At 73.0% G+C, this 17763-nt stretch carries 16 protein-coding genes and 1 pseudogene; 9 read left to right on the top strand and 8 right to left on the bottom strand.

Annotated elements, in window-relative coordinates; translation table 11 throughout:
- The first annotated feature begins 97 nt into the window (after positions 1–97).
- A complete protein-coding gene (locus tag ACQPZW_RS23860) occupies positions 98–1015 on the top strand; it encodes an SDR family oxidoreductase (RefSeq protein ID WP_433797147.1) in 918 nt (305 codons plus the stop codon).
- Here the strand turns inward: ACQPZW_RS23860 and ACQPZW_RS23855 are convergent.
- The gene (locus ACQPZW_RS23855; RefSeq protein ID WP_433797146.1) at positions 1006–1971 is read right to left on the bottom strand and encodes a helix-turn-helix transcriptional regulator; all 966 of its coding nucleotides are present in this window, start codon (positions 1969–1971) and stop codon (positions 1006–1008) included. The two genes, ACQPZW_RS23860 and ACQPZW_RS23855, sit on opposite strands and share 10 nt — an antisense overlap.
- Before the next feature lie 158 nt (positions 1972–2129).
- On the opposite strand from ACQPZW_RS23855, the gene ACQPZW_RS23850 reads away from it, so the two are divergent.
- Positions 2130–2675, top strand: a complete 546-nt coding sequence (locus ACQPZW_RS23850) for a hypothetical protein (RefSeq protein WP_433797145.1) — start codon at positions 2130–2132, stop codon at positions 2673–2675.
- Between the two features lie 2 nt (positions 2676–2677).
- On the opposite strand, the gene ACQPZW_RS23845 is transcribed toward ACQPZW_RS23850, so the two are convergent.
- Positions 2678–3910, bottom strand: coding sequence for an EAL and HDOD domain-containing protein (locus ACQPZW_RS23845; RefSeq protein WP_433797144.1), 1233 nt, complete (start codon positions 3908–3910; stop codon positions 2678–2680).
- A gap of 114 nt (positions 3911–4024) precedes the next feature.
- Between ACQPZW_RS23845 and ACQPZW_RS23840 the strand changes: the two genes are divergently transcribed.
- Positions 4025–6145, top strand: coding sequence for a hypothetical protein (locus ACQPZW_RS23840; RefSeq protein ID WP_433797143.1), 2121 nt, complete (start codon positions 4025–4027; stop codon positions 6143–6145).
- Positions 6146–6281: 136 nt separating this feature from the next.
- Here the strand turns inward: ACQPZW_RS23840 and ACQPZW_RS23835 are convergent, their stop codons facing one another.
- Positions 6282–7235 carry a pyridoxal-phosphate dependent enzyme gene (locus tag ACQPZW_RS23835; RefSeq protein ID WP_433797142.1) on the bottom strand — a complete coding sequence of 318 codons (954 nt, stop codon included), beginning with the start codon at positions 7233–7235 and terminating at the stop codon, positions 6282–6284.
- 90 nt (positions 7236–7325) lie between these two features.
- On the opposite strand from ACQPZW_RS23835, the gene ACQPZW_RS23830 reads away from it, so the two are divergent.
- The 3 genes and pseudogenes from ACQPZW_RS23830 (at position 7326) to ACQPZW_RS23820 (ending at position 11070) form a co-directional block, all read left to right on the top strand.
- Positions 7326–8342: an AraC family transcriptional regulator ligand-binding domain-containing protein gene (locus tag ACQPZW_RS23830; RefSeq protein WP_433797141.1), complete on the top strand. Its 1017-nt coding sequence runs from the start codon at positions 7326–7328 to the stop codon at positions 8340–8342.
- 118 nt (positions 8343–8460) lie between these two features.
- Positions 8461–9925: pseudogene (locus ACQPZW_RS23825) on the top strand (flavin-containing monooxygenase).
- Positions 9922–11070 carry a zinc-binding dehydrogenase gene (locus tag ACQPZW_RS23820; protein WP_433797140.1) on the top strand — a complete coding sequence of 383 codons (1149 nt, stop codon included), beginning with the start codon at positions 9922–9924 and terminating at the stop codon, positions 11068–11070. The pseudogene ACQPZW_RS23825 and the gene ACQPZW_RS23820 overlap by 4 nt, the downstream one beginning before the upstream one ends.
- Positions 11071–11085: 15 nt before the next feature.
- Here the strand turns inward: ACQPZW_RS23820 and ACQPZW_RS23815 are convergent, their stop codons facing one another.
- From ACQPZW_RS23815 to ACQPZW_RS23805, 3 genes are all read right to left on the bottom strand, one after another.
- Entirely contained in the window at positions 11086–11709 is a 624-nt protein-coding gene (locus ACQPZW_RS23815) for a hypothetical protein (protein WP_433797139.1), read from the bottom strand.
- 358 nt (positions 11710–12067) lie between these two features.
- Positions 12068–12721, bottom strand: coding sequence for a uridine kinase family protein (locus ACQPZW_RS23810; RefSeq protein ID WP_433797138.1), 654 nt, complete (start codon positions 12719–12721; stop codon positions 12068–12070).
- Positions 12702–13037, bottom strand: coding sequence for a hypothetical protein (locus ACQPZW_RS23805; protein WP_433797137.1), 336 nt, complete (start codon positions 13035–13037; stop codon positions 12702–12704). The genes ACQPZW_RS23810 and ACQPZW_RS23805 overlap by 20 nt, the downstream gene beginning before the upstream one ends.
- 267 nt (positions 13038–13304) lie before the next feature.
- Here ACQPZW_RS23805 and ACQPZW_RS23800 point away from each other — a divergent pair, with 267 nt between their 5' ends.
- From ACQPZW_RS23800 to ACQPZW_RS23790, 3 genes are all read left to right on the top strand, one after another.
- Entirely contained in the window at positions 13305–14540 is a 1236-nt protein-coding gene (locus ACQPZW_RS23800; protein WP_433797136.1) for a glycosyltransferase family 39 protein, read from the top strand.
- Between the two features lies 1 nt (position 14541).
- The gene (locus ACQPZW_RS23795; protein WP_433797135.1) at positions 14542–15330 is read left to right on the top strand and encodes a class I SAM-dependent methyltransferase; all 789 of its coding nucleotides are present in this window, start codon (positions 14542–14544) and stop codon (positions 15328–15330) included.
- An 81-nt stretch (positions 15331–15411) separates the two neighbouring features.
- Entirely contained in the window at positions 15412–16404 is a 993-nt protein-coding gene (locus ACQPZW_RS23790) for an NAD(P)/FAD-dependent oxidoreductase (protein ID WP_433797134.1), read from the top strand.
- Here ACQPZW_RS23790 and ACQPZW_RS23785 read toward each other — a convergent pair.
- Together ACQPZW_RS23785 and ACQPZW_RS23780 are read right to left on the bottom strand one after the other, a co-directional pair.
- On the bottom strand, positions 16370–17062 hold the full coding sequence (locus ACQPZW_RS23785) for a rod shape-determining protein (RefSeq protein WP_433797605.1): 693 nt from the start codon (positions 17060–17062) through the stop codon (positions 16370–16372). The two genes, ACQPZW_RS23790 and ACQPZW_RS23785, sit on opposite strands and share 35 nt — an antisense overlap.
- A gap of 5 nt (positions 17063–17067) precedes the next feature.
- Positions 17068–17385, bottom strand: a complete 318-nt coding sequence (locus ACQPZW_RS23780; RefSeq protein ID WP_433797133.1) for a TraR/DksA family transcriptional regulator — start codon at positions 17383–17385, stop codon at positions 17068–17070.
- Between the last annotated feature and the right edge of the window lie 378 nt (positions 17386–17763).

Raw genomic sequence — 17763 nt, 5'->3', positions numbered from 1 at the left:
GGCGATCCGGTGAGCTCGGGCCCTGTCCACCGCGGGGTCACGATGACGTCCGGAAACCGGACGCACCCTGTCAGGGTTCTACGACAGTGTCGAAGCCATGACGACGAAACCACTCACCGGGAAGGTGGCGCTCGTGGCCGGGGCGACCCGCGGCGCCGGACGGCAGATCGCGGTGCAGCTCGGAGCGGCCGGCGCCACCGTCTACGCGACCGGCCGCAGCACCCGCGCCGCCCGCTCGGAGTACGGGCGCCCGGAGACCATCGAGGACACCGCGGACATGATCACCGAGGCCGGCGGGACCGGAATCGCGGTGGCCGTCGACCACCTCGACCACGACCGGGTCGCCGAGCTGGTCGCCCGGATCGACAGCGAGCAGGGCCGGCTCGACGTGCTGGTCAACGACATCTTCGGCGGTGATCCGCTGACCACCTGGCACAAGCCGGTCTGGGAGCAGCCCCTGGAGCCGGGCCTGCGGCTGCTGCGGCTGGCGATCGACACCCACATCATCACCAGCCACTACGCGCTGCCGCTGCTGATCCGTAACCCCGGCGGCCTGGTGATCGAGGTCGGTGACGGCGCCACCGGCTACAACGCGGCCAACTACCGGCTGTCGGTCTTCTACGACCTGGCCAAGTGGTCGGTCAACCGGCTCGCCTTCACCTGGTCGCACGAGCTGGCCGATCACGGCGCCACCGCGGTCAACGTCACGCCGGGCTGGCTGCGCTCGGAGTTGATGCTGGACACCTTCGGCGTCACCGAGCAGAACTGGCGCGACGCCTGCACGAAGGAGCCGCACTTCGCGATCTCCGAGAGCCCGGCGCTGATCGGCCGGGGCATCGCCGCCCTGGCCGCCGACCCCGGGCGGGACCGCTGGAACGGCCGGTCGGTCTCCAGCTTCGACCTGGCCGAGGCCTACGACCTCACCGACGTCGACGGCAGCCGCCCGGACGCGTGGCGCTACGTGGTGGAGGTGCAGGACGCCGGCAGACCGGCCGACGTGACCGGCTACCGGTAGAGCTCCCCGAGACGGCGCGCGGCGTCGGCGAGCCGTTGCCGCAGCTCGGGCGGCTCCAGCACCTCGACCTCCGGGCCGAGCCCCAGCATGTACGTGTAACCGACGTCCCGTGACTCCACCGACAGCCGGGTCCGTACCCACCCGTCCGGATCCGGCTCGCCGGCGGAGTCGAGCGCCTCCCGTGCCGCCGGCGGATCGGCGACGAACCGCAGCGAGCGCAACCCGTCGGGGCTGAGCCGGATCGTGATCGTCTCGCGCAGCATCTGCCGCACGAACTCGGCCGCCCGCTGCGCCCAGAACCCCGGCAGGTCGAACTCCGGGTCACGGGTGAACCCGTCACCGGTGGGCTCGACGCCGGTGATCCGGTCCACCCGGTAGGTGCGCAGGTCCTCACCCACCCGGCCGACGAGATACCAGACCCCGTTCTTGAGGACCAGCCCGTACGGCTCGACGTCACGCGACACCTCCTCGTCACGCCGCCGGTAGCGCATGGCCAGCACCCGGTCCTGCCAGACGGCCTGCGCCAGCCCGGCCAGGTGCTCGGGCGGATCGGCCCGGTCGAACCAGCCCGGCGCGTCCAGGTGGAACCGCTGGCCGGCCCGCTGCGACGCCTCCCGTAACCCCTCGGGCAGCGCGGCCAGCATCTTGCGCCGCACCGACTGCACCGGCTCGTCCAGGCCCATGTCCCGGGCCGGACCGGGCAACCCGGCCAGGAACAGCGCCTCCGCCTCCTCGCGGCTGAGCCCGGTCAGCCGTGTCCGGTAGCCGCCGACCAGCCGGTATCCGCCGGAGCGCCCCTGCTCGGCGTAGACCGGCACCCCGGCCGCCGACAGCGCGAGCATGTCACGGTAGACGGTCCGCTCCGACACCTCCAGCTCGGCCGCCAGCTCCGCGGCGGTGAGCATGCCCCGCGACTGCAGGAGGAGAACCATGGTGATCAGCCGGGCCGCGCGCATGCCCCTGATTGTCGGCTGACCTCACGCCTCAGGGGAATTGCGCCACTTTTTGTTTTGCGGGTCGTTGAAGCAGGCTCGAAAGTCAGAGGATGCTCCCACTTTTCAACTTCCGTGCCCTTATTGGTGGTGTTGTCGGTGCGATCATCATTGTGGCTGGATTGTTCAGTCCGGTCCGGAGCCATTGGGGCGTCACCCTGGCCGGGGTCGCCGGCACGTCCGCGGCCGTCCAGGCCGTCGCGCCGGCCCTGATCCTCACCGGGTTCCAGGCCCCGCCGGTCGTGCGCCGTGGCCCCGAGCAGGTGCGAATGGTCCCCGGCGTCCCCCTCGACCTCGACGCGCGCACCGCCGACCGGGGCGCGGCCGGCTGCGCGGAACGCTGCGACGTCGTGCTCGCCGATGCCGGGGTCGAGGAGACCGGCGGCGGGGAGCTGGCCGACAAGTCCGCGACCTACCACTCCTGCCTGGCGGCCAGCGAGTACGGCTTCACGATCACCCCGGAGCTGGCCCGGACCGGTGTGGAGTCGTGTGTGCGTACCAGCGATGGACGCCACGCCGCGATGACCGTGACCGGCGTCGAGAAGCGCAACGACCGGCTCTCGCTGGTCCTCGCGACCGTGACCGTCTGGGAGGCGCCACCGGTGACCGTCCTGCGCACCGACGAGGAGGAGCCGCCGTTGTTCCAGGAGCTGCCGCCCGGCTGGTGAGCTCAGCCGGGGAAGTCGGACACCAGCCGGTTGGACCAGCGCAGCATGTCGAGGTAGGTCGATCCGAGGCTGACCGAGGAGACCGCGGGAATGCCGCCGTTCTCGTACGCCTCGACCGCCTCCAGCACCCGTTGCAGCGGGCTGCCGTCACCGCGCAGAGCCGCCGAGAGCTCGTCGGAGAGCGGCATCTGCTCGACCATGTCGGCGCGGGGCATCCCGACCAGGTCGGCGACACCGGTGAGCAGGCCGAGCAGGAAGGCGGTCTCCGGCACCACGCTGAACTCAGACGCCAGCCGGTAACAGAACCGGGCCCGCACCAGCGCCTCGGTGAGCTGCTCCTCGGAGGCGCCGGTGACCTCACTGGCGATCATCAGCGCCGCCCACTGGCGGATCTTGGCGATGCCGAGCAGCACCACGGCCTGCGGCACCGACGACAGCCGCTGGGGGAGCCCGGCCGCGGCGCTGTTGGTGGCCCGCAGCACCCGCATGGCCAGGGCCGGATCGGTGCAGATCAGATCACTGACCTTCTTCAAGTCGGTGTCGGCGGCGTGCAGCAGGGCCAGCAGCTCCAGCCGGCGCAGCTTCGACGCCGACAGCGTGTGGGTGGTCAGCACGTGGGGACGGCTCAGTGCGTACCCCTGCCGTAGCTCGCATCCGTATTTCTCGGCCAGTGCCAGGTGCGCCTCGGTCTCCAGGCGCTCGGCGACGAGCTGGATCTGCGGGTACCGCCGGCACACCGCGATCGTCTCCTCCAGCCGGCTCAGGTCGCCGTCGAGGAGGTCCAGTTTGACGTAGGACGCGATGCTGAACAGCTTGTCGTGGCCCAGCCCCCACACGAAGTCGTCGAGCGCGATCCGGTAGCCGGCCTCGGCCAGGGCGGTGACCCCGGCCAGCACCTCGTCGTCGATCGTGATCGACTCCAGGACCTCCAGGACCACCTGCTCCGGGCCGATCGGCAGGGTCAGCTCGCCGACCAGGAACTCGCGGGTCATGTTGATGAAGCACAGCCGGTCACGGACAACCTCGGGCAGTCCGAACTCGGTGAACGCGGCGACGATCACCTGGCTGGTGGCCGAGATGTCACGCTGTGATGCCTCGACGTCGTCGAGACGGCCCCGGAACAGCAGCTCGTAGCCGACCACGACGCCCCGGGCGTCGAAGATCGGCTGCCGGGCGACGTGGACCAACTGCGTGACGTCCGCAGGCGGGACCTGCGGTGCTCGGACGTCGTTCATCCTGTCAGCTTGCCTGATCAATGGTCCCCTCGCGGTTGGTGTTGAGGAACACCCCTGAGCACTTCGCGTCGTGGGCGTAGAACGAGGGGGAGAAATCCGTTCCGGGGGATATCCATGCGGGCGTTCGTGACATCGGTGGTCCTGGTCCTGCTCGTGACGTCGCCTGCCGTGCCGGCCCGCGCCGACACCCTGACCTGGACCTACGTCGTGGCCGGCGAGGGCGGCACCTCCTGCGCCATCCGCAGCGACGGCACCCTGTGGTGCTGGGGGGTCAACTGGCGCGCCACGATCGGGCCGGGCGGCGCCGACACCGGCCGACCGGTCCGCATCGGGGACAGCCGCGCCTGGGCGAGCGTCGCCTCGGCCTACACCCACACCTGCGCGACCCGTACCGACGGCACCCTGTGGTGCTGGGGTGAGAACGCCGACGGTGAGCTCGGCATCGGCGCGTCCACCACGACACGGGAGCACCCGGTGCAGGTCGGTGCCGGGACCACCTGGAGATCGGTCGACGTGGCGGGCCAGACCACCTGCGCCGTCCGGGCCGACGGCAGCCTGTGGTGCTGGGGCGGCTACTGGTCCGGTGACGTCACCGATGCGGCCGCGATCCGGCGCCGCACCCCGCAGCGGGTCGGCGCCGACGCCGACTGGACCGCGGTGACCGTCGACGGCGGCGGCGCCTGCGGACTCCGGGCCCCCGGCAGCCTGTGGTGCTGGGAGAACGCCTCCGACGACCCGGAGGTGGGCCCGCCCCTGCGGGTCGGCACGTCCTCGTCCTGGGCCGTGGTCAGCGCCAAGGACGGGCGCACCTGCGGCGTGGACCGCGATGCGGCGCTGTGGTGCTGGGGCGCCAACCGCGACGGGCAGGTCGGTGACGGCACCGACACCGACCGCACCGGGCCCGTCCGGATCGGCGCCGGAACGTCGTGGGCGTCGGTCTCGGCCGGCGACCCGTCGGCCGCCAACGGGGGCGCTCACACCTGCGCGCTGAGCACCGGCGGCGCCACCTGGTGCTGGGGCGACAACGCCGAGGGCAAGCTCGGCGACGGCACCACGGTGGGCTCCCCCGTCCCGGTACGGGTGAACGCCGACCTGACCTGGCGGGCGATCAGCGCCGGCGGGGTGCACACGTGCGGGCTGACCACCGATGGCCGGGTGTGGTGCTGGGGCGACAACATGCGGCACGAGCTCGGCGACGGCGGCAGCGCCCCGTCGTCGGTGAGCGTCACCCCGCGGCCGGTCGGCGAGGACCGGAACTGGGCCGACGTCAGCGCCGGCGAGAGCCACACCTGCGCACGGCGTACCGACGCGACGGCCTGGTGCTGGGGCGGCAACACGCACGGCCAGCTCGGCGACGGCACCACCGCCGGCCGGGCCGTTCCACGGCAGGTCCGCGGCGGCGGCGCCTGGAGGTCGGTCGTGGTGGGGACGAACGCGACGTGCGGCGTACGCGACGACGGCGGCCTGTGGTGCTGGGGCCTGCTGCCGCGGGGCGCCACGGTCACCGTGCCGCAGCGGGTCGGCGATGTCGTGACCTGGACCGGCGTCACCGTCGGCGAGGGGCACCTGTGTGCCGTCCGGGACGACGGCACCCTGTGGTGCTGGGGCCGGAACGCCGGTGAGGTGCTCGGCAACCGCGTCACCACCACCCCGAGAACGCCCGTGCGGTCGCGCCGGGAGATCGCGACGACCTGGGCCGAGGTCGCCGCCGGGGACGGCCACACCTGCGGGCGAGACACCGGGGGCAGGGTGTGGTGCTGGGGCTTCGACGGTTCCGGGCAGCGCGGGGACGCCCCCGGCGCCGACCGCAACGACCCGATCGGCCTGACCGGCGTCGCCTCGATCCACGTCAAGGGCGACCGGTCGTGCGCCCTCGGCACGGACCGTCGTCTCCGGTGCTGGGGCGACGGGATCGAGACGCCGCAGCTGGTCACCGGCGACCGGGACTGGCGGCACGTCGCCGTCGGCAGCCTGGCCGCGTGCGGCATCCGGGCCGGGGCGAGCCTGTGGTGCTGGGGTGTCAACGCCCGCGGCCAGGTCGGTGACGGCACCGTCGAGAACCGGCGACAGCCCGTCCGTATCGGCACGGACTCCTGGCTCAGTCTGGGAGGCGGCTACCAGCACATGTGCGGCGTGCGCACCGACCACGGGCTGTGGTGCTGGGGCGACAACCGCAGCCTGCAGCTCGGCTCGGTCATCCCGGCCCGGCGTGCCGTGCCGGTGCCCGCCGGTTGACCGGCGCCCTATCCGCCGTCCCGCCCGCCGCTGGCAGGCCGCCCGCCGCGGTCGGGCCGGCAGCGCGGTCAAGTCCGAGCCGCGGTCGGGCCGGCAGCGCGGTCAAGCCGGCGGCGTATTCGGGCCGGCAGCGCGGTCAGGCCAGCAACTGCGCCAGCCGGGCCGCGCCCACGTTGCCGCCGGACAGGATCACCCCGACCCGCGCCGGGACCCGGCCGATCCGCCCGGCGAGCAGCGCGGCCAGCCCGGCGGCACCGCTCGGCTCCAGCACCAGCTTGAGCCGGTCCACGGCGAACCGCATCGTCTCCCGCAGCTCGTCGTCGCTGACCACCACGATCTCGTCGACCAGCTCCCGGTTGATCGCGAAGGTGAGCTCGCCGGGCGACGGGACGGCGAGACCGTCGGCGATGGTGTGCGGCTGGTCGATGCGGACCACGTGCCCCGCCGCCAGCGAGCGCCGGGTGTCGTCGGCGGCCTCCGGCTCGACCCCGATCACCCGGATACCCGGGTACAGCCCCTTCGCGGCGATCGCACTGCCGGCGATCAGGCCGCCGCCGCTGACCGGCACGACGATCGCGTCCAGCTCGCCGGCCTGGTCCAGCAGCTCCAGGGTGGCGGTGCCCTGACCGGCCACGATGTCGGCGTGGTCGTACGGCGGAACGATCGCCAGCCCCCGCTCTCCGGCGAGCCGCGTCGCGATCGCCGCCCGGTCCCCGGTGTAGCGGTCGTAGGTGACGATCTCCGCGCCGTACCCGGCGACCGCGTCGAGTTTCGCGGCCGGGCTGTCGGCCGGCATCACGATCACCGCGGTGCTGCCCAGCTCCCGCGCGGCCAGGGCGGCAGCCTGCGCGTGGTTGCCCGACGAGTAGGCCACGATGCCGCGGGCCAGCTGCTCGGGGGAGAGGCGGGAGACCGCGTGGTAGGCGCCGCGGAACTTGAACGCGCCGCCCCGCTGCAGGTTCTCCGCCTTGAGGAACACCCGGGCGCCGACCCGCCCGTCCAGGGTCCGGGAGCGGAACACCGGCGTCCGGTGCGCCACCCCCTCCAGGCGGCCGGCTGCGTCGCGGATGTCCTGCAAAGTCACCGTCATGCCCCGATCGTAAGGGGCGCTCCGGCTATCCAGGCGATACATTCGGCCGCCGGTGTTGACGGTGTGCCCGCCGGTGCCGAGACTGCCACGATGGCGACCGTTCGCGCGGCCGGGATCCGCGGTTTCGCCGAGGTGGTCCGTGAGCTGGGCGCGGACCCGGAGCCGATGGTGCGCGCCGCCGGCCTCGACCTCGCCGTCCTCGACCACGACGACCTGCCGATCGAGCAGTCGCGCCTGGCCGCCCTCCTGCAGCTGGCCGCCGACGGCCTGGACTGCCCCGACCTCGGGTTGCGCCTGGCCGCCCGCCACGGTCTCGACACCCTCGGCCCGCTCGCCGTGATGCTGGCCAACTCCCGGACCGGGGCCGACGCCCTGGCCGCCACCGAGCGCTACCTCACCCTGCACAGCGACGCCCTGCGCGTGGACCGGGCCGCCGACCCCGACGGCGCGCCGGGCGTCATCGCGCTGCGCTACCGCGGCCACCCGCAGGGCCCGCCGCCGGTGCAGGCCATGGACGCCGGGATCGGCTTTCTGCACCGGGCGCTGTGCCTGCTCTTCGGTGACGGGTACGGGCTGGTCGAGGTGCGCCTGTCGTATCAGCCGGCCGCGGATCCGGAGTGCTACCGGCGGTTCTACCGGGCGCCGGTGCGGTTCGGCGCGCCCGAGTCGCTGCTGCGGGTCCCGGAACGGCTGCTGGCCCTGCCGGTCGCCGGCGCCCACGAGGATCTGCGGGAGCGCGCGGAGGCGTACCTGCGTACCCTGCTGCCCGATGCCGACGACATGGCCGGCCGGATCCGTACGGTCGTCGACGGCATGCTGGTCTTCGGTGCCGTCCCGATGGACGCCGTCGCCCGCGCGCTCGCCCTGCACCCACGCACGCTGCAGCGACGCCTCGCCGACCGGGGCACCACCTTCGCCCGCATCGTCGACGACCTGCGCCGTGACCGCGCCCGCCACTACCTGACCGCGACGACCCTGCCGTTCGCCGCCGTCTCGGCCCGCCTCGGCTTCGCCGAACAGGCCACCTTCAGCCGGGCCTGCCACCGCTGGTGGGGCGTCCCACCCCGCCGCGTGCGCGCCACCCGCCGCGCCCTGCCGGCGCCCTGACCGGCCGGCGGCGGATGCCGGGCAGGCGCCACGCGCGGCGATTGTCGGGCTGGGTCAAGTTTCCGGGGTGCATCCCGTGCACGATGCGTGAAACACGCTCGTAACGCGAGGGGCCGCCATGTCGGACACGCACGTTGACGTGCTCATCGTCGGCGCCGGGATCTCCGGGATCGACGTCGCCCACCGGATCCGGGAGCGCTGCCCGGAGCTGGGCGTCACCATCGTCGAGGCCCGCGACCGGCTCGGCGGCACCTGGGACCTCTTCCGCTATCCGGGCGTCCGCTCCGATTCCGACATCTACACCCTGTCCTTCCCGTTCCGGCCCTGGCAGGGCGAGCGGTCCATCGTCGACGGCGACGAGCTGCTCGCCTACGTCGAGGACACCGCCCGGCAGTGCGGGATCTCCGGGCTCATCGAGTACGGCACCCGCGTCCTCGCCGCCGACTGGGACAGCGCCGCCGCCCGCTGGCACGTGACCGCCGAACGTGACGGGGCGGCCGTCACCTACGTGACCCGCTTCCTGGTCGGCTGCACCGGCTACTACGACTACGAGAACCCGCACGACGCCGGGTTCGCCGGCACCGGGGACTTCGCCGGGACCATCGTGCATCCGCAGTTCTGGCCGGCGGACCTCGACCACACCGGCCGACGCGTGGTGGTGATCGGGTCGGGGGCCACCGCGGTCACCCTCGTGCCGGCGATGGCGGGCGACGCCGCCCACGTGACCATGCTGCAGCGCACGCCGAGCTACGTCCTGGCCCAGCCGAGGGTGGACGCGGTCGCCCGTACCCTCACGAAGGTCCTGCCCCGGGGGCCGTGCACCGGATCGCCCGCGCCAAGAACACCGCCGTCCAATGGGCGCTGTTCCAGGCGTGCCGCCGCTTCCCGAACGGGATGCGCGCGCTGCTGCGCAAGGGCGCCGTCGCCGCGGTCGGCGACGCCGGGATCGTCGACGAGCACTTCCGGCCGCCCTACGACCCGTGGGAGCAGCGGATGTGCATCGCCCCGACGGCGATCTCTACCGGGCCGTCCGCTCCGGGGACGCGTCGGTGACGACCGGGCACATCGACCGTTTCGTGCCCGAGGGCATCCGCCTCACCAGCGGGGAGACCGTCGAGGCGGACATCGTGGTGACCGCGACCGGGCTGCGCATCCAGCTGTTCGGCGGGGTCGTGCTCAGCGTCGACGGCGAGCCGGTCGACGTGTCGAAGAGTTGCACCTACCACGGGGCGCTGCTGAGCGGGATCCCCAACTTCGCGGTCTGCATCGGCTACATCAACCTGTCGTGGACGGTCCGCGCCGACGTCACCGCCCGGCTGGTGGCCCGGGTGCTGCGCAAACTGCTCGACACCGGGTCCGACGCCGTGGTGCCGGTGGTACCGGCCGGGATCGGACCGACCGGGCCGTTCATGGACATGCGGTCGGGATATCTGGCCCGGGCCGCCGACATCATGCCCCGGGCCGGACGGCGCTACCCGTGGGCGTTCCGGCAGAACGTGCTCCTCGACGTGTGGGCGACCAACCGGGCCGGGCTCGACGACGGCCTGCGGTGGACCCGCGTCCGTGCGGAGGCCCGCGCGTGAGGGCCGTCGTCGTCCATGACGGAGCCCTCGAGGTCACCGAGGTCCCGACGCCCGTGCCCGGTCCCGGACAGGTGCGGTTGCGGGTCAGCCGTACCGGGATCTGCGGCTCCGACCTGCACGTGCGCCACGACGCCGAGGCCAGCGCCGACGTCGCCGCCGAGGTCGGCTACCCGGACTTCATGCGCCGCTCCCACCACGTCGTGATGGGCCACGAGTTCACCGGGACCGTCGACGAGTACGGGCCCGGCTGCCGCCGCCGGTGGCGGCCCGGCCAGCTCGTCGTCTCGCTGCCGCTCATCCTGCACGGCGACGAGGTGCACATGACCGGCATGTCCGAGCGCGCGCCCGGGGCGTACGCCGAATGTCTGCTCGTCTCCGAGGACGCGACCATGCCGGTGCCCGCCGGCGTCGAGCCGGATCTCGCCGCCCTCACCGAGCCCCTCGCGGTGGCCCATCACGCGGTCCGGCGCGGCGACGTCGCGAAGAACGACACCGCGGTGGTCATCGGATGCGGTCCGATCGGGCTGGCCGTCATCCTGATGCTCAAAGCGGCGGGGGTACGGCGGGTCGTCGCCAGCGACTTCACCGAGGCCCGCCGCGAGCTGGCCCGGACCTGTGGCGCGGACGTCGTCGTCGACCCCGCGGCCCGGTCCCCGTGGTCGGTGATCGAGGACGACCCCGGCCTGGTCACGTCGGCGACCGACCTCTACGGCGCCGGCATCTCCGCCCTGCGTGACCTGCAGAGGGTCCGCGGTGTGCCGTGGTGGACGGTGATGCGGGCCGCCCAGCGCCTCGGGGCGGGCCCGCGCGGGGCCGTCGTCTTCGAGTGCGTCGGACTGCCCGGCGTGATCGAGGAGATCGTCACGAGGGCCCCGTTCCGGTCCCGTGTCGTCGTCGTGGGCGTCTGCATGAGCCCCGACACGTTCCGGCCCACGATGGCCAGCAACAAGGAGGTCGACCTGCGGTTCTCGTTCTGCTACGACCCGGTCGAGTTCCGGGAGGCGCTGCGGATGGTCGCCCGCCGCCGCATCGACCCCCGCCCGCTGGTGACCGGTGTCGTCGGCCTGGACGGGGTGGCGGCCGCCTTCGACGACCTGGCCAAGGCCGACCATCACGCGAAGATCCTGGTCGACCCGTCCGCCTGAGCAGTCCGCCGCCGGTCAGCGGGAGCGGGTCTTCCAGTCGTAGCCCACGGTGTCGGACTCGGGTGTGTCGGCACGCCGGCACACCTCTCGCACCAGCGCATCGACGGCGGCCCGCTCGTCCGCCCCGATCATCGGGACGGCCCACCCGCACCCGGACAGCTCGAAATGCCGCTGCCAGCCCCGCCAGGCACGCAACTCCGCCAGCCCCAGCGCCGTCGACCCGCCCATCTCGCCGTGCCCGCCGTTGATCGACTCACCGAGCAGGAACGGCCGCGCCCCGAACGGCACCACACACACGTAGTACACGTGATGGGTGGGGTGCTGCGGCGTCGGCGCCTGATTGCGGTACGCCACCCGCAGCAACTGGTTCTCCCGGTCACGACCCTTCAGCGCGGTCGACGCCGTGTACAGGTACTCGGTGTCCAGCGCCAGCCCGTCACGCCACCACACCCGCTCCGGCCCGAAGCCGAGATGCTTGAACCGCTCCGGCGACGCCAGCGCCGACCAGTCCCGTTCCGGGCGCTCCCGCTGCAGCCGCGCCACCGAGCAGTCGAAGAGCCGCACCTCACCGGAGGAGAACTCCAGAGCGAGCTGCCACCGCTCGGTCGGAACGACCCGGATCAGCGCAGCGGAAGGCACCCCCCATCCTTGCACGGCGAAAACCGGTGGCAGGGCGTCGCGCGGGCCCGGTACGGTCGCGGCCGCCGACATCGCCGACCGAGGAGGCCGTCATGTACACCGACCACGACGCCGAGGCGTCCTTTTGAGCCGACCAGCAAACGCCGCAGGGGGTTCCCTCTAGCGAGACACAGGTCAAGCGCGGCGACCGTACGGTCCGCGGCAAAGAGCTGATCGAGAAGCTGGGCGGGAACGACCCGTGCCCGTGCCGTTCCGGGCGGCGGTTTCCGCCGGTGCTGCCGGGGTGGCGGCCGCTACGACGACACCAACGGGCACTACTACGTGCGTGACTGAGACCGCTCGCGGGGGGCTTCTCGCGTCATCGGGGCACGACCGGCTCGGCGACGGCGACCTCCGTGTCCGGGTCGCACGCGATCGGCGACGGGCCACCGGCGATCAGGGTGGCCCGTGCCCACGGCCGCTCCCGGAGCAGGAACGGCAGCTCCTCGCGCAGCCAGCTCGCCACCTGCTCGCGCTGCCCGGGGGCGTCGCCGTCGCGGGCCAGCAGCAGGCGGTCCTGGTCGTCGAGGTCGCCCTGCAGGTAGATCGAGGCGTCGAACCACCGGGCCAGCTCTTCGCGCAGGACGCCGGTGCCCTCGACCCAGACGAAGTCCCGGCCGGCCGGGACGGTGATCGACCCCGGCCGGTCATGGGCGGCCCACGCGCCCGGCCGGTAGCTGACCGCCGCCCCGCGGTGCAGCGGCTCCAGGACGTGCTCGGCGAGCAGGGCGCCCCAGTCGAAGCAGGCATGGTTCCAGGCGACGTCGTCGGTGTGCACGACGGCGGAGCCCGGCGCGACGCCCCGCAGCCGGTGCACCAGGGTCGTCTTGCCGGCGCCGCCGCGCCCGTCGATCGCGATCACCCGCGGCCGTCCGGAGACGCCGGGCGACGCCGCGACCAGCCGGTCCACGACGGCGGCGAGGGTCGTCACCCGCCAGCCGGCGGCCTCGGGCTCACCGGGGCGCAGGCGCATCGTCGCGGCCCATCCGCTCGTCGCCGGTGTCGAAGAACCGGTCGAGATAGTCACCGGCGGGCAGGGCACTGGCGCGCATCAGGGAGAAGACCTCGGCGCCGTGGCCGGGCACGTCGTACAGATGGAAGGCCTGGACCAGGCCGGTGAAGGTACAGAGGTCCCCGGCGTACTCCTCGGCCTCGGTCTCTGCCAGCGCGATCGCCGTCTCGAAGTCGGGAGCCTGCCAGAGCGTCACGCGTTCCTCGTAGACCGGCGTCTCAGCGAGACCGTCGAACGAGAACACGCATCGAGTGCTGTACCAATTGTCGTCGGGCACGCCGGTCAGCATGCCGTATCGAGATCGGTGTCGCCGAGGGGGATGGCACCGGGTTCGAGGGGCGCCGCCGGAGGTGTTCCCGGGGCGCCTCGACACCGCACGGTAGGGTGCCGGGGCCCCATCGGCCACTCCGGCGCGGTGTGATGGGTTAGCCTCGGCAACGACTCCGCTCGATGCCCGGGCGCTGCGACCGGGAGCGCTCCCGGCGGTCGGACCAGGAAGGACGTTCCCATTTCTGACGTAGCGTCGGCCCGCACGGACAGCGCGGTGGACGACACCCCGGACGCGGCGGGCCCGGTCCGCTGGCAGGCCCGACTGCGCGCCTCGGCCATCGCCGCGTCGCCCGCCATCGGCCTCTACCTGTTGTTGCGCCTGATCAGCCTCGAGATGATGTATGTGCTGGCCAGCCACGCGTACGCGCTCGACCCGGGCCGGCAGGTGCATCCGGACGGGACGATCAACAACCAGTGGCGTGGGTTCACCTCGATCAAGGACGCGCTGCTGTCCTGGGACGGCCGCTGGTACACCAAGATCGCCGGGAGCGGCCTGGGCGGGCCGGTCGGGGCGGTCGACGAGGACGGCGTGCCGTACGAGCTGCGGCTGGCGTTCTTCCCCCTCTACCCGTTTCTGGCGCGGCCCCTGACGTACCTCTCCATCGAGCCGGCCACCGCCTGCCTGATCGTCTCCTTCGTGTCGGCCGTCGCCGCCGCCTGGGGTCTGTATGCGATCGGCCGGCACGTCCGCGGGCACCGCGTCGGGCTCATGCTCGTGGCCGTGTGGGCGGTGGCGCCCGCCGCCATGACGCAGAACGGGGCCTTCACCGAGTCGCTGTTCACCGCCCTCGCCGCGTGGGCGCTGTACGCCGTGCTCAAGGAACGCTGGCTGACCGCCGGTCTGCTCGCCGGGCTGAGCGGCCTCAGCCGGCCCACCGCGACCGCCCTGATCGGCACGGTGGCCCTGGCGGCGCTGGTCGCCGTGATCCAGCGGCGCGGCGGGTGGCGGCCGTACGCGGCGATCGCGCTCGCCCCGGCCGGACTGCTCGCCTACTTCGCCTTCGCGTCCGCACGGCTGGGGAGCTTCGAGAAGTACACGAGCATCCACGACAACACGTTCGGCGCCCGCTTCGACTGGGGCGAGAACACCTGGAACATGTCGACCGACATCCTGATCGGGGTCGACGGCGACAACGCCGACAAGCCGATCCGGGTGCTGTCGCTGTTCATGATCTTCGGGTTCCTGCTGATGTTCGTGCTGCTGGTGCCGCGTGCGCCCTGGCAGCTGACGGTGTTCGCCGCCGCGATGCTGGTGCTGGCGACGCTGTCGCACACGCACATGTCGATGGCCGGGCGGCACCTGCTTCCCGCGTTCCCGGTGCTGCTCGTGCCGGCGATCCTGCTCGCCCGGATGTCCAACCGGGATCTCGGGATAGTGCTGGGCGCGGTCGCGCTGCTGTCCGGCTGGTATGCGGGATGGCTGCCGTTCATCTCCGGCCAGGCGATCTGACATGACCCGCGCGCTGACCTTCGGAGCGGTGGCCCAGGCGTACGAACGGTTCCGTCCCGGCTATCCCCAGGAACTGTTCGAGCTGGTCACCGAGTACGCCGGTCGGCCGGTGCGGCGGGCGCTGGAGATCGGCGCGGGCACCGGCAAGGCGACCCGGCTGTTCACGGAGCGCGGCGTGGCCGTCACCGCCACCGAGCCGGACCCCGCGATGCTGGCCGAGTTGCGTCTGCACGTGCCGGGCGACGTCCGCACCGTGCAGGCGGCGTTCGAGGACGTCCGTACCACGCAGCGGTTCGATCTGGTCTTCGCGGCGGCCGCGCTGCACTGGACCAGACCCGGGGGCCGGTGGCCGCGCGTGGCCGCGATGCTGGCGCCGGGCGGGGTCTTCGCGTCGTTCGGCGGGCCGATGCGGCTGGCCGATCCGGCGGTGGAGGCGGCCGTCGCGGCGGCTCGCTCGCCGTTTTTGGACAGAGACGACGTCCCGTCCCCGGACGGCACCGGGCCCGAGGCGCCCATGCAGTGGCCGGGAACCGAACTGCAACAGTCGCCGCTGTTCACCGACGTGCGGCAGCGGGTGATCGAGCGCCGAACGACGATGAGCGCCGCCGATTTCGTCGGTCACCTGTCCACCGTCTCGGCCTACCTGGAGTTGCCGCCGCCGACGCGGGAGCAGGTGTTCCACCGGATCGCCGAGGTCCTGCCGGACACCGTCGAGCTGATCGCGGACATCTTCGTGCACGTCGCCCGGCTCGGGCCCGATTCGGGCGGCGGTGCGCCCGCGGTCCGGTGACCCGGTGCCGGGTGCCGAACCGCTCGAAGGGGTGATCTGACGACAGGATCGACGGCAGTTGGTGTCACCGACCGTAATTTCGTGAACATGATCGTCGTCGAGGGGGCCGGGCTGGCCGGGCTGACCTGCGCCCTGCTGCTGGCCCGCGACGACTGGCCGGTGACACTCGTCGGCACGCCGTCGATGGCGGACCTGGTGCTCAACGAGGCGACGGTCCGGCTGCTCGGCGAAGTGTGGGACGACCCCGGGCAGCGGCTGCTCGACGGCTCTCACCGCCTCGGCCGCCGCTGGGTGCGGTGGGGCGACGACGCCGCTCCGGTCGAGCTCCCGTCCACCGCGGTCGCCGTCGACGGGAGGCGCCTGGCCGTCGCCCTCGCGCAGCGGCTGCCGGCGTGCGTCGACCGGGCCGCGACCGCGCCGGACGGGGAATGGGCCGTCCGCGCCACCGCCCTGCCGTCCGGCAACCCGCCGGCCGGGCGCAGAGTCGCGATCTCCGGGTACGCGACGATGCCGTTCGACGGGGTGAGCCGGATGGTCACCACCGGGCGGGGCTGGGTCCAGGCCGTGCCGCTCGGCGACGGACGGGGCCTGGTGCGGGCGGTCACACCCGTACCCCCGGACGATCCTGAGGCCTTTCTCGCCGAGGAGGTCGAGCACTCCGGGCTCGGCGTGTGGGTGACCGGGCCGCCCCGGCTGGTGACCGTCGCGCCGGCGGCGCCGTGGCTGGGCCGGCAGCGGGCCGAGCCGGGACGGATCCGCATCGGCGGCGCTGTGCTGCGTCTCGACCCGGTCAGCGGATCCGGGGCGGGGCACGCGATGCGCACGGCGATCCTCGCGGCGGCCGTGATCCGGCAGATCCGCGACGGGCGGCCCGCCACGGATCTGCTCGGCCACTACCACCGGCGGCTCGCCGCCGTCTTCCACGACCACCTGGCCGGATGCGCGGCCCATTACCGGTCGGCGTTCACCGGCGACGACTGGGCCGCTGAGCTGCACATCACGGCTACCGCGCTGCACGCCCAGCGCGGCGCCCCGGTCTTCACCGGGCGCCGGGATGTCGCAGCAATGACATAGCCGCCTTGCCCGCGCCGTTGAGGGCGGCAGTCCGCGGATCCGCGGCCCGGTGCACCCGGATGCCCAGCCGCGCGGCGACCGCCTCGACCAGCCCCGGATGCAGGGCGCCGTCCCCGACCAGCAGCAGCCCGTTGTCCGGCGGATCGACCTCCAGGCTGTCGACGTGGGCCGCGATGTGGTCGACGATCACATCCACCGGCACGTCGCTGGACAGGTCACGGGTGCCGACCTCACTGCGCCGGGCCTCGACGACCCGCCCGTAGTCCAGCAGCGCGACCTCGGTCAGCTCCGCACCCACATCGGCGACCAGCAGCATCCCGGCCGTCTCGCCGGCGCCGATCGCCGCCGCCCGCACGCTGTCGATCAGCAGCACACGCGACGGCTCGAACACCGCCTTCAACACCCGCCGGGTGGTCTCCTGATCGTCACCCGACGCCAGAACCGGACGGCACGCCACCACCACGCCACCGGACGGCACCGGCTGCGCGAACGTGCCGACCAACTGCGAGAGCATCGTCACACACCCGTCGAAGTCGACCACCCGGCCCCGGCGGATCAGCGGGCCGGCACCGTCGCACCGGCCGCTGACCACACCCTGCCGATCGGTCCACACTCCTGCGATGTCACTGCCGAGATCGACAGCTATCGCGGACGCCATTTTCGTCACCCAACCTGCTTCTGCTGGCACGGAACACAGAACCGCGCGTGCGGCAAGACCTCCAGCCGCTCCGCCGGGATGGCCCCCGCGCACCCCTCACACTGCCCGTAGGCGCCGTCGGCTACCCGCCGCAACGCCCTGGACACCTGCTCAACGCTACGTCGGGTCGCGGCGAGCAGCGCCTCCTGGGTGTGTGCCTCACCGGGATCGCCGGTGTCGGCGCTCATTTCGGTGAGCTCTCGGAGCCGGGCCGTCTGCCGGTCCAGCTCCTCGGTCAATGCAGCGTGCACTACGGCGAAGCGTCTGTCGACGTCGGTACTCACGGGATTTCCTCCGGGCAACAAAAAAAGGCCGAAGCTGATGAGCTTCGCCCTGGGCGGTCGTTTCCTGGTGACAACGTCTCCGCCGGCGGGCCGCGCCCTCCCGGGGCGGCCGCCGGCCGGTGGGCAGCACGAGCCGCCGTCACCGCGGTGACGGCGGGCGCGTACGACCTCACCGGCAGCATCCGAACACCATAGGCCGCCCTTCGCGGCCTGCCAAACGGTTACCGTTCCCGCCCACCGGGCCGGGACCGCGGAGGTTCCGCTGGCCAGGGCGGGTCGCGGCCCCGTGCTGCCGCTACCCGGCCCGGCCGCGTCCGCTATCCGGCCGCGTCCGCTATCCGGTCGGGTTGCGGCCCAACGTGGCCTTTCGTGGTACGG

Source organism: Actinoplanes sp. CA-252034 (assembly GCF_050956125.1).
Lineage (GTDB): Bacteria > Actinomycetota > Actinomycetes > Mycobacteriales > Micromonosporaceae > Actinoplanes.
The sequence above is the reverse complement of the archived record's forward strand: the minus strand, read 5'-3'. Positions and strand labels throughout refer to the sequence as shown.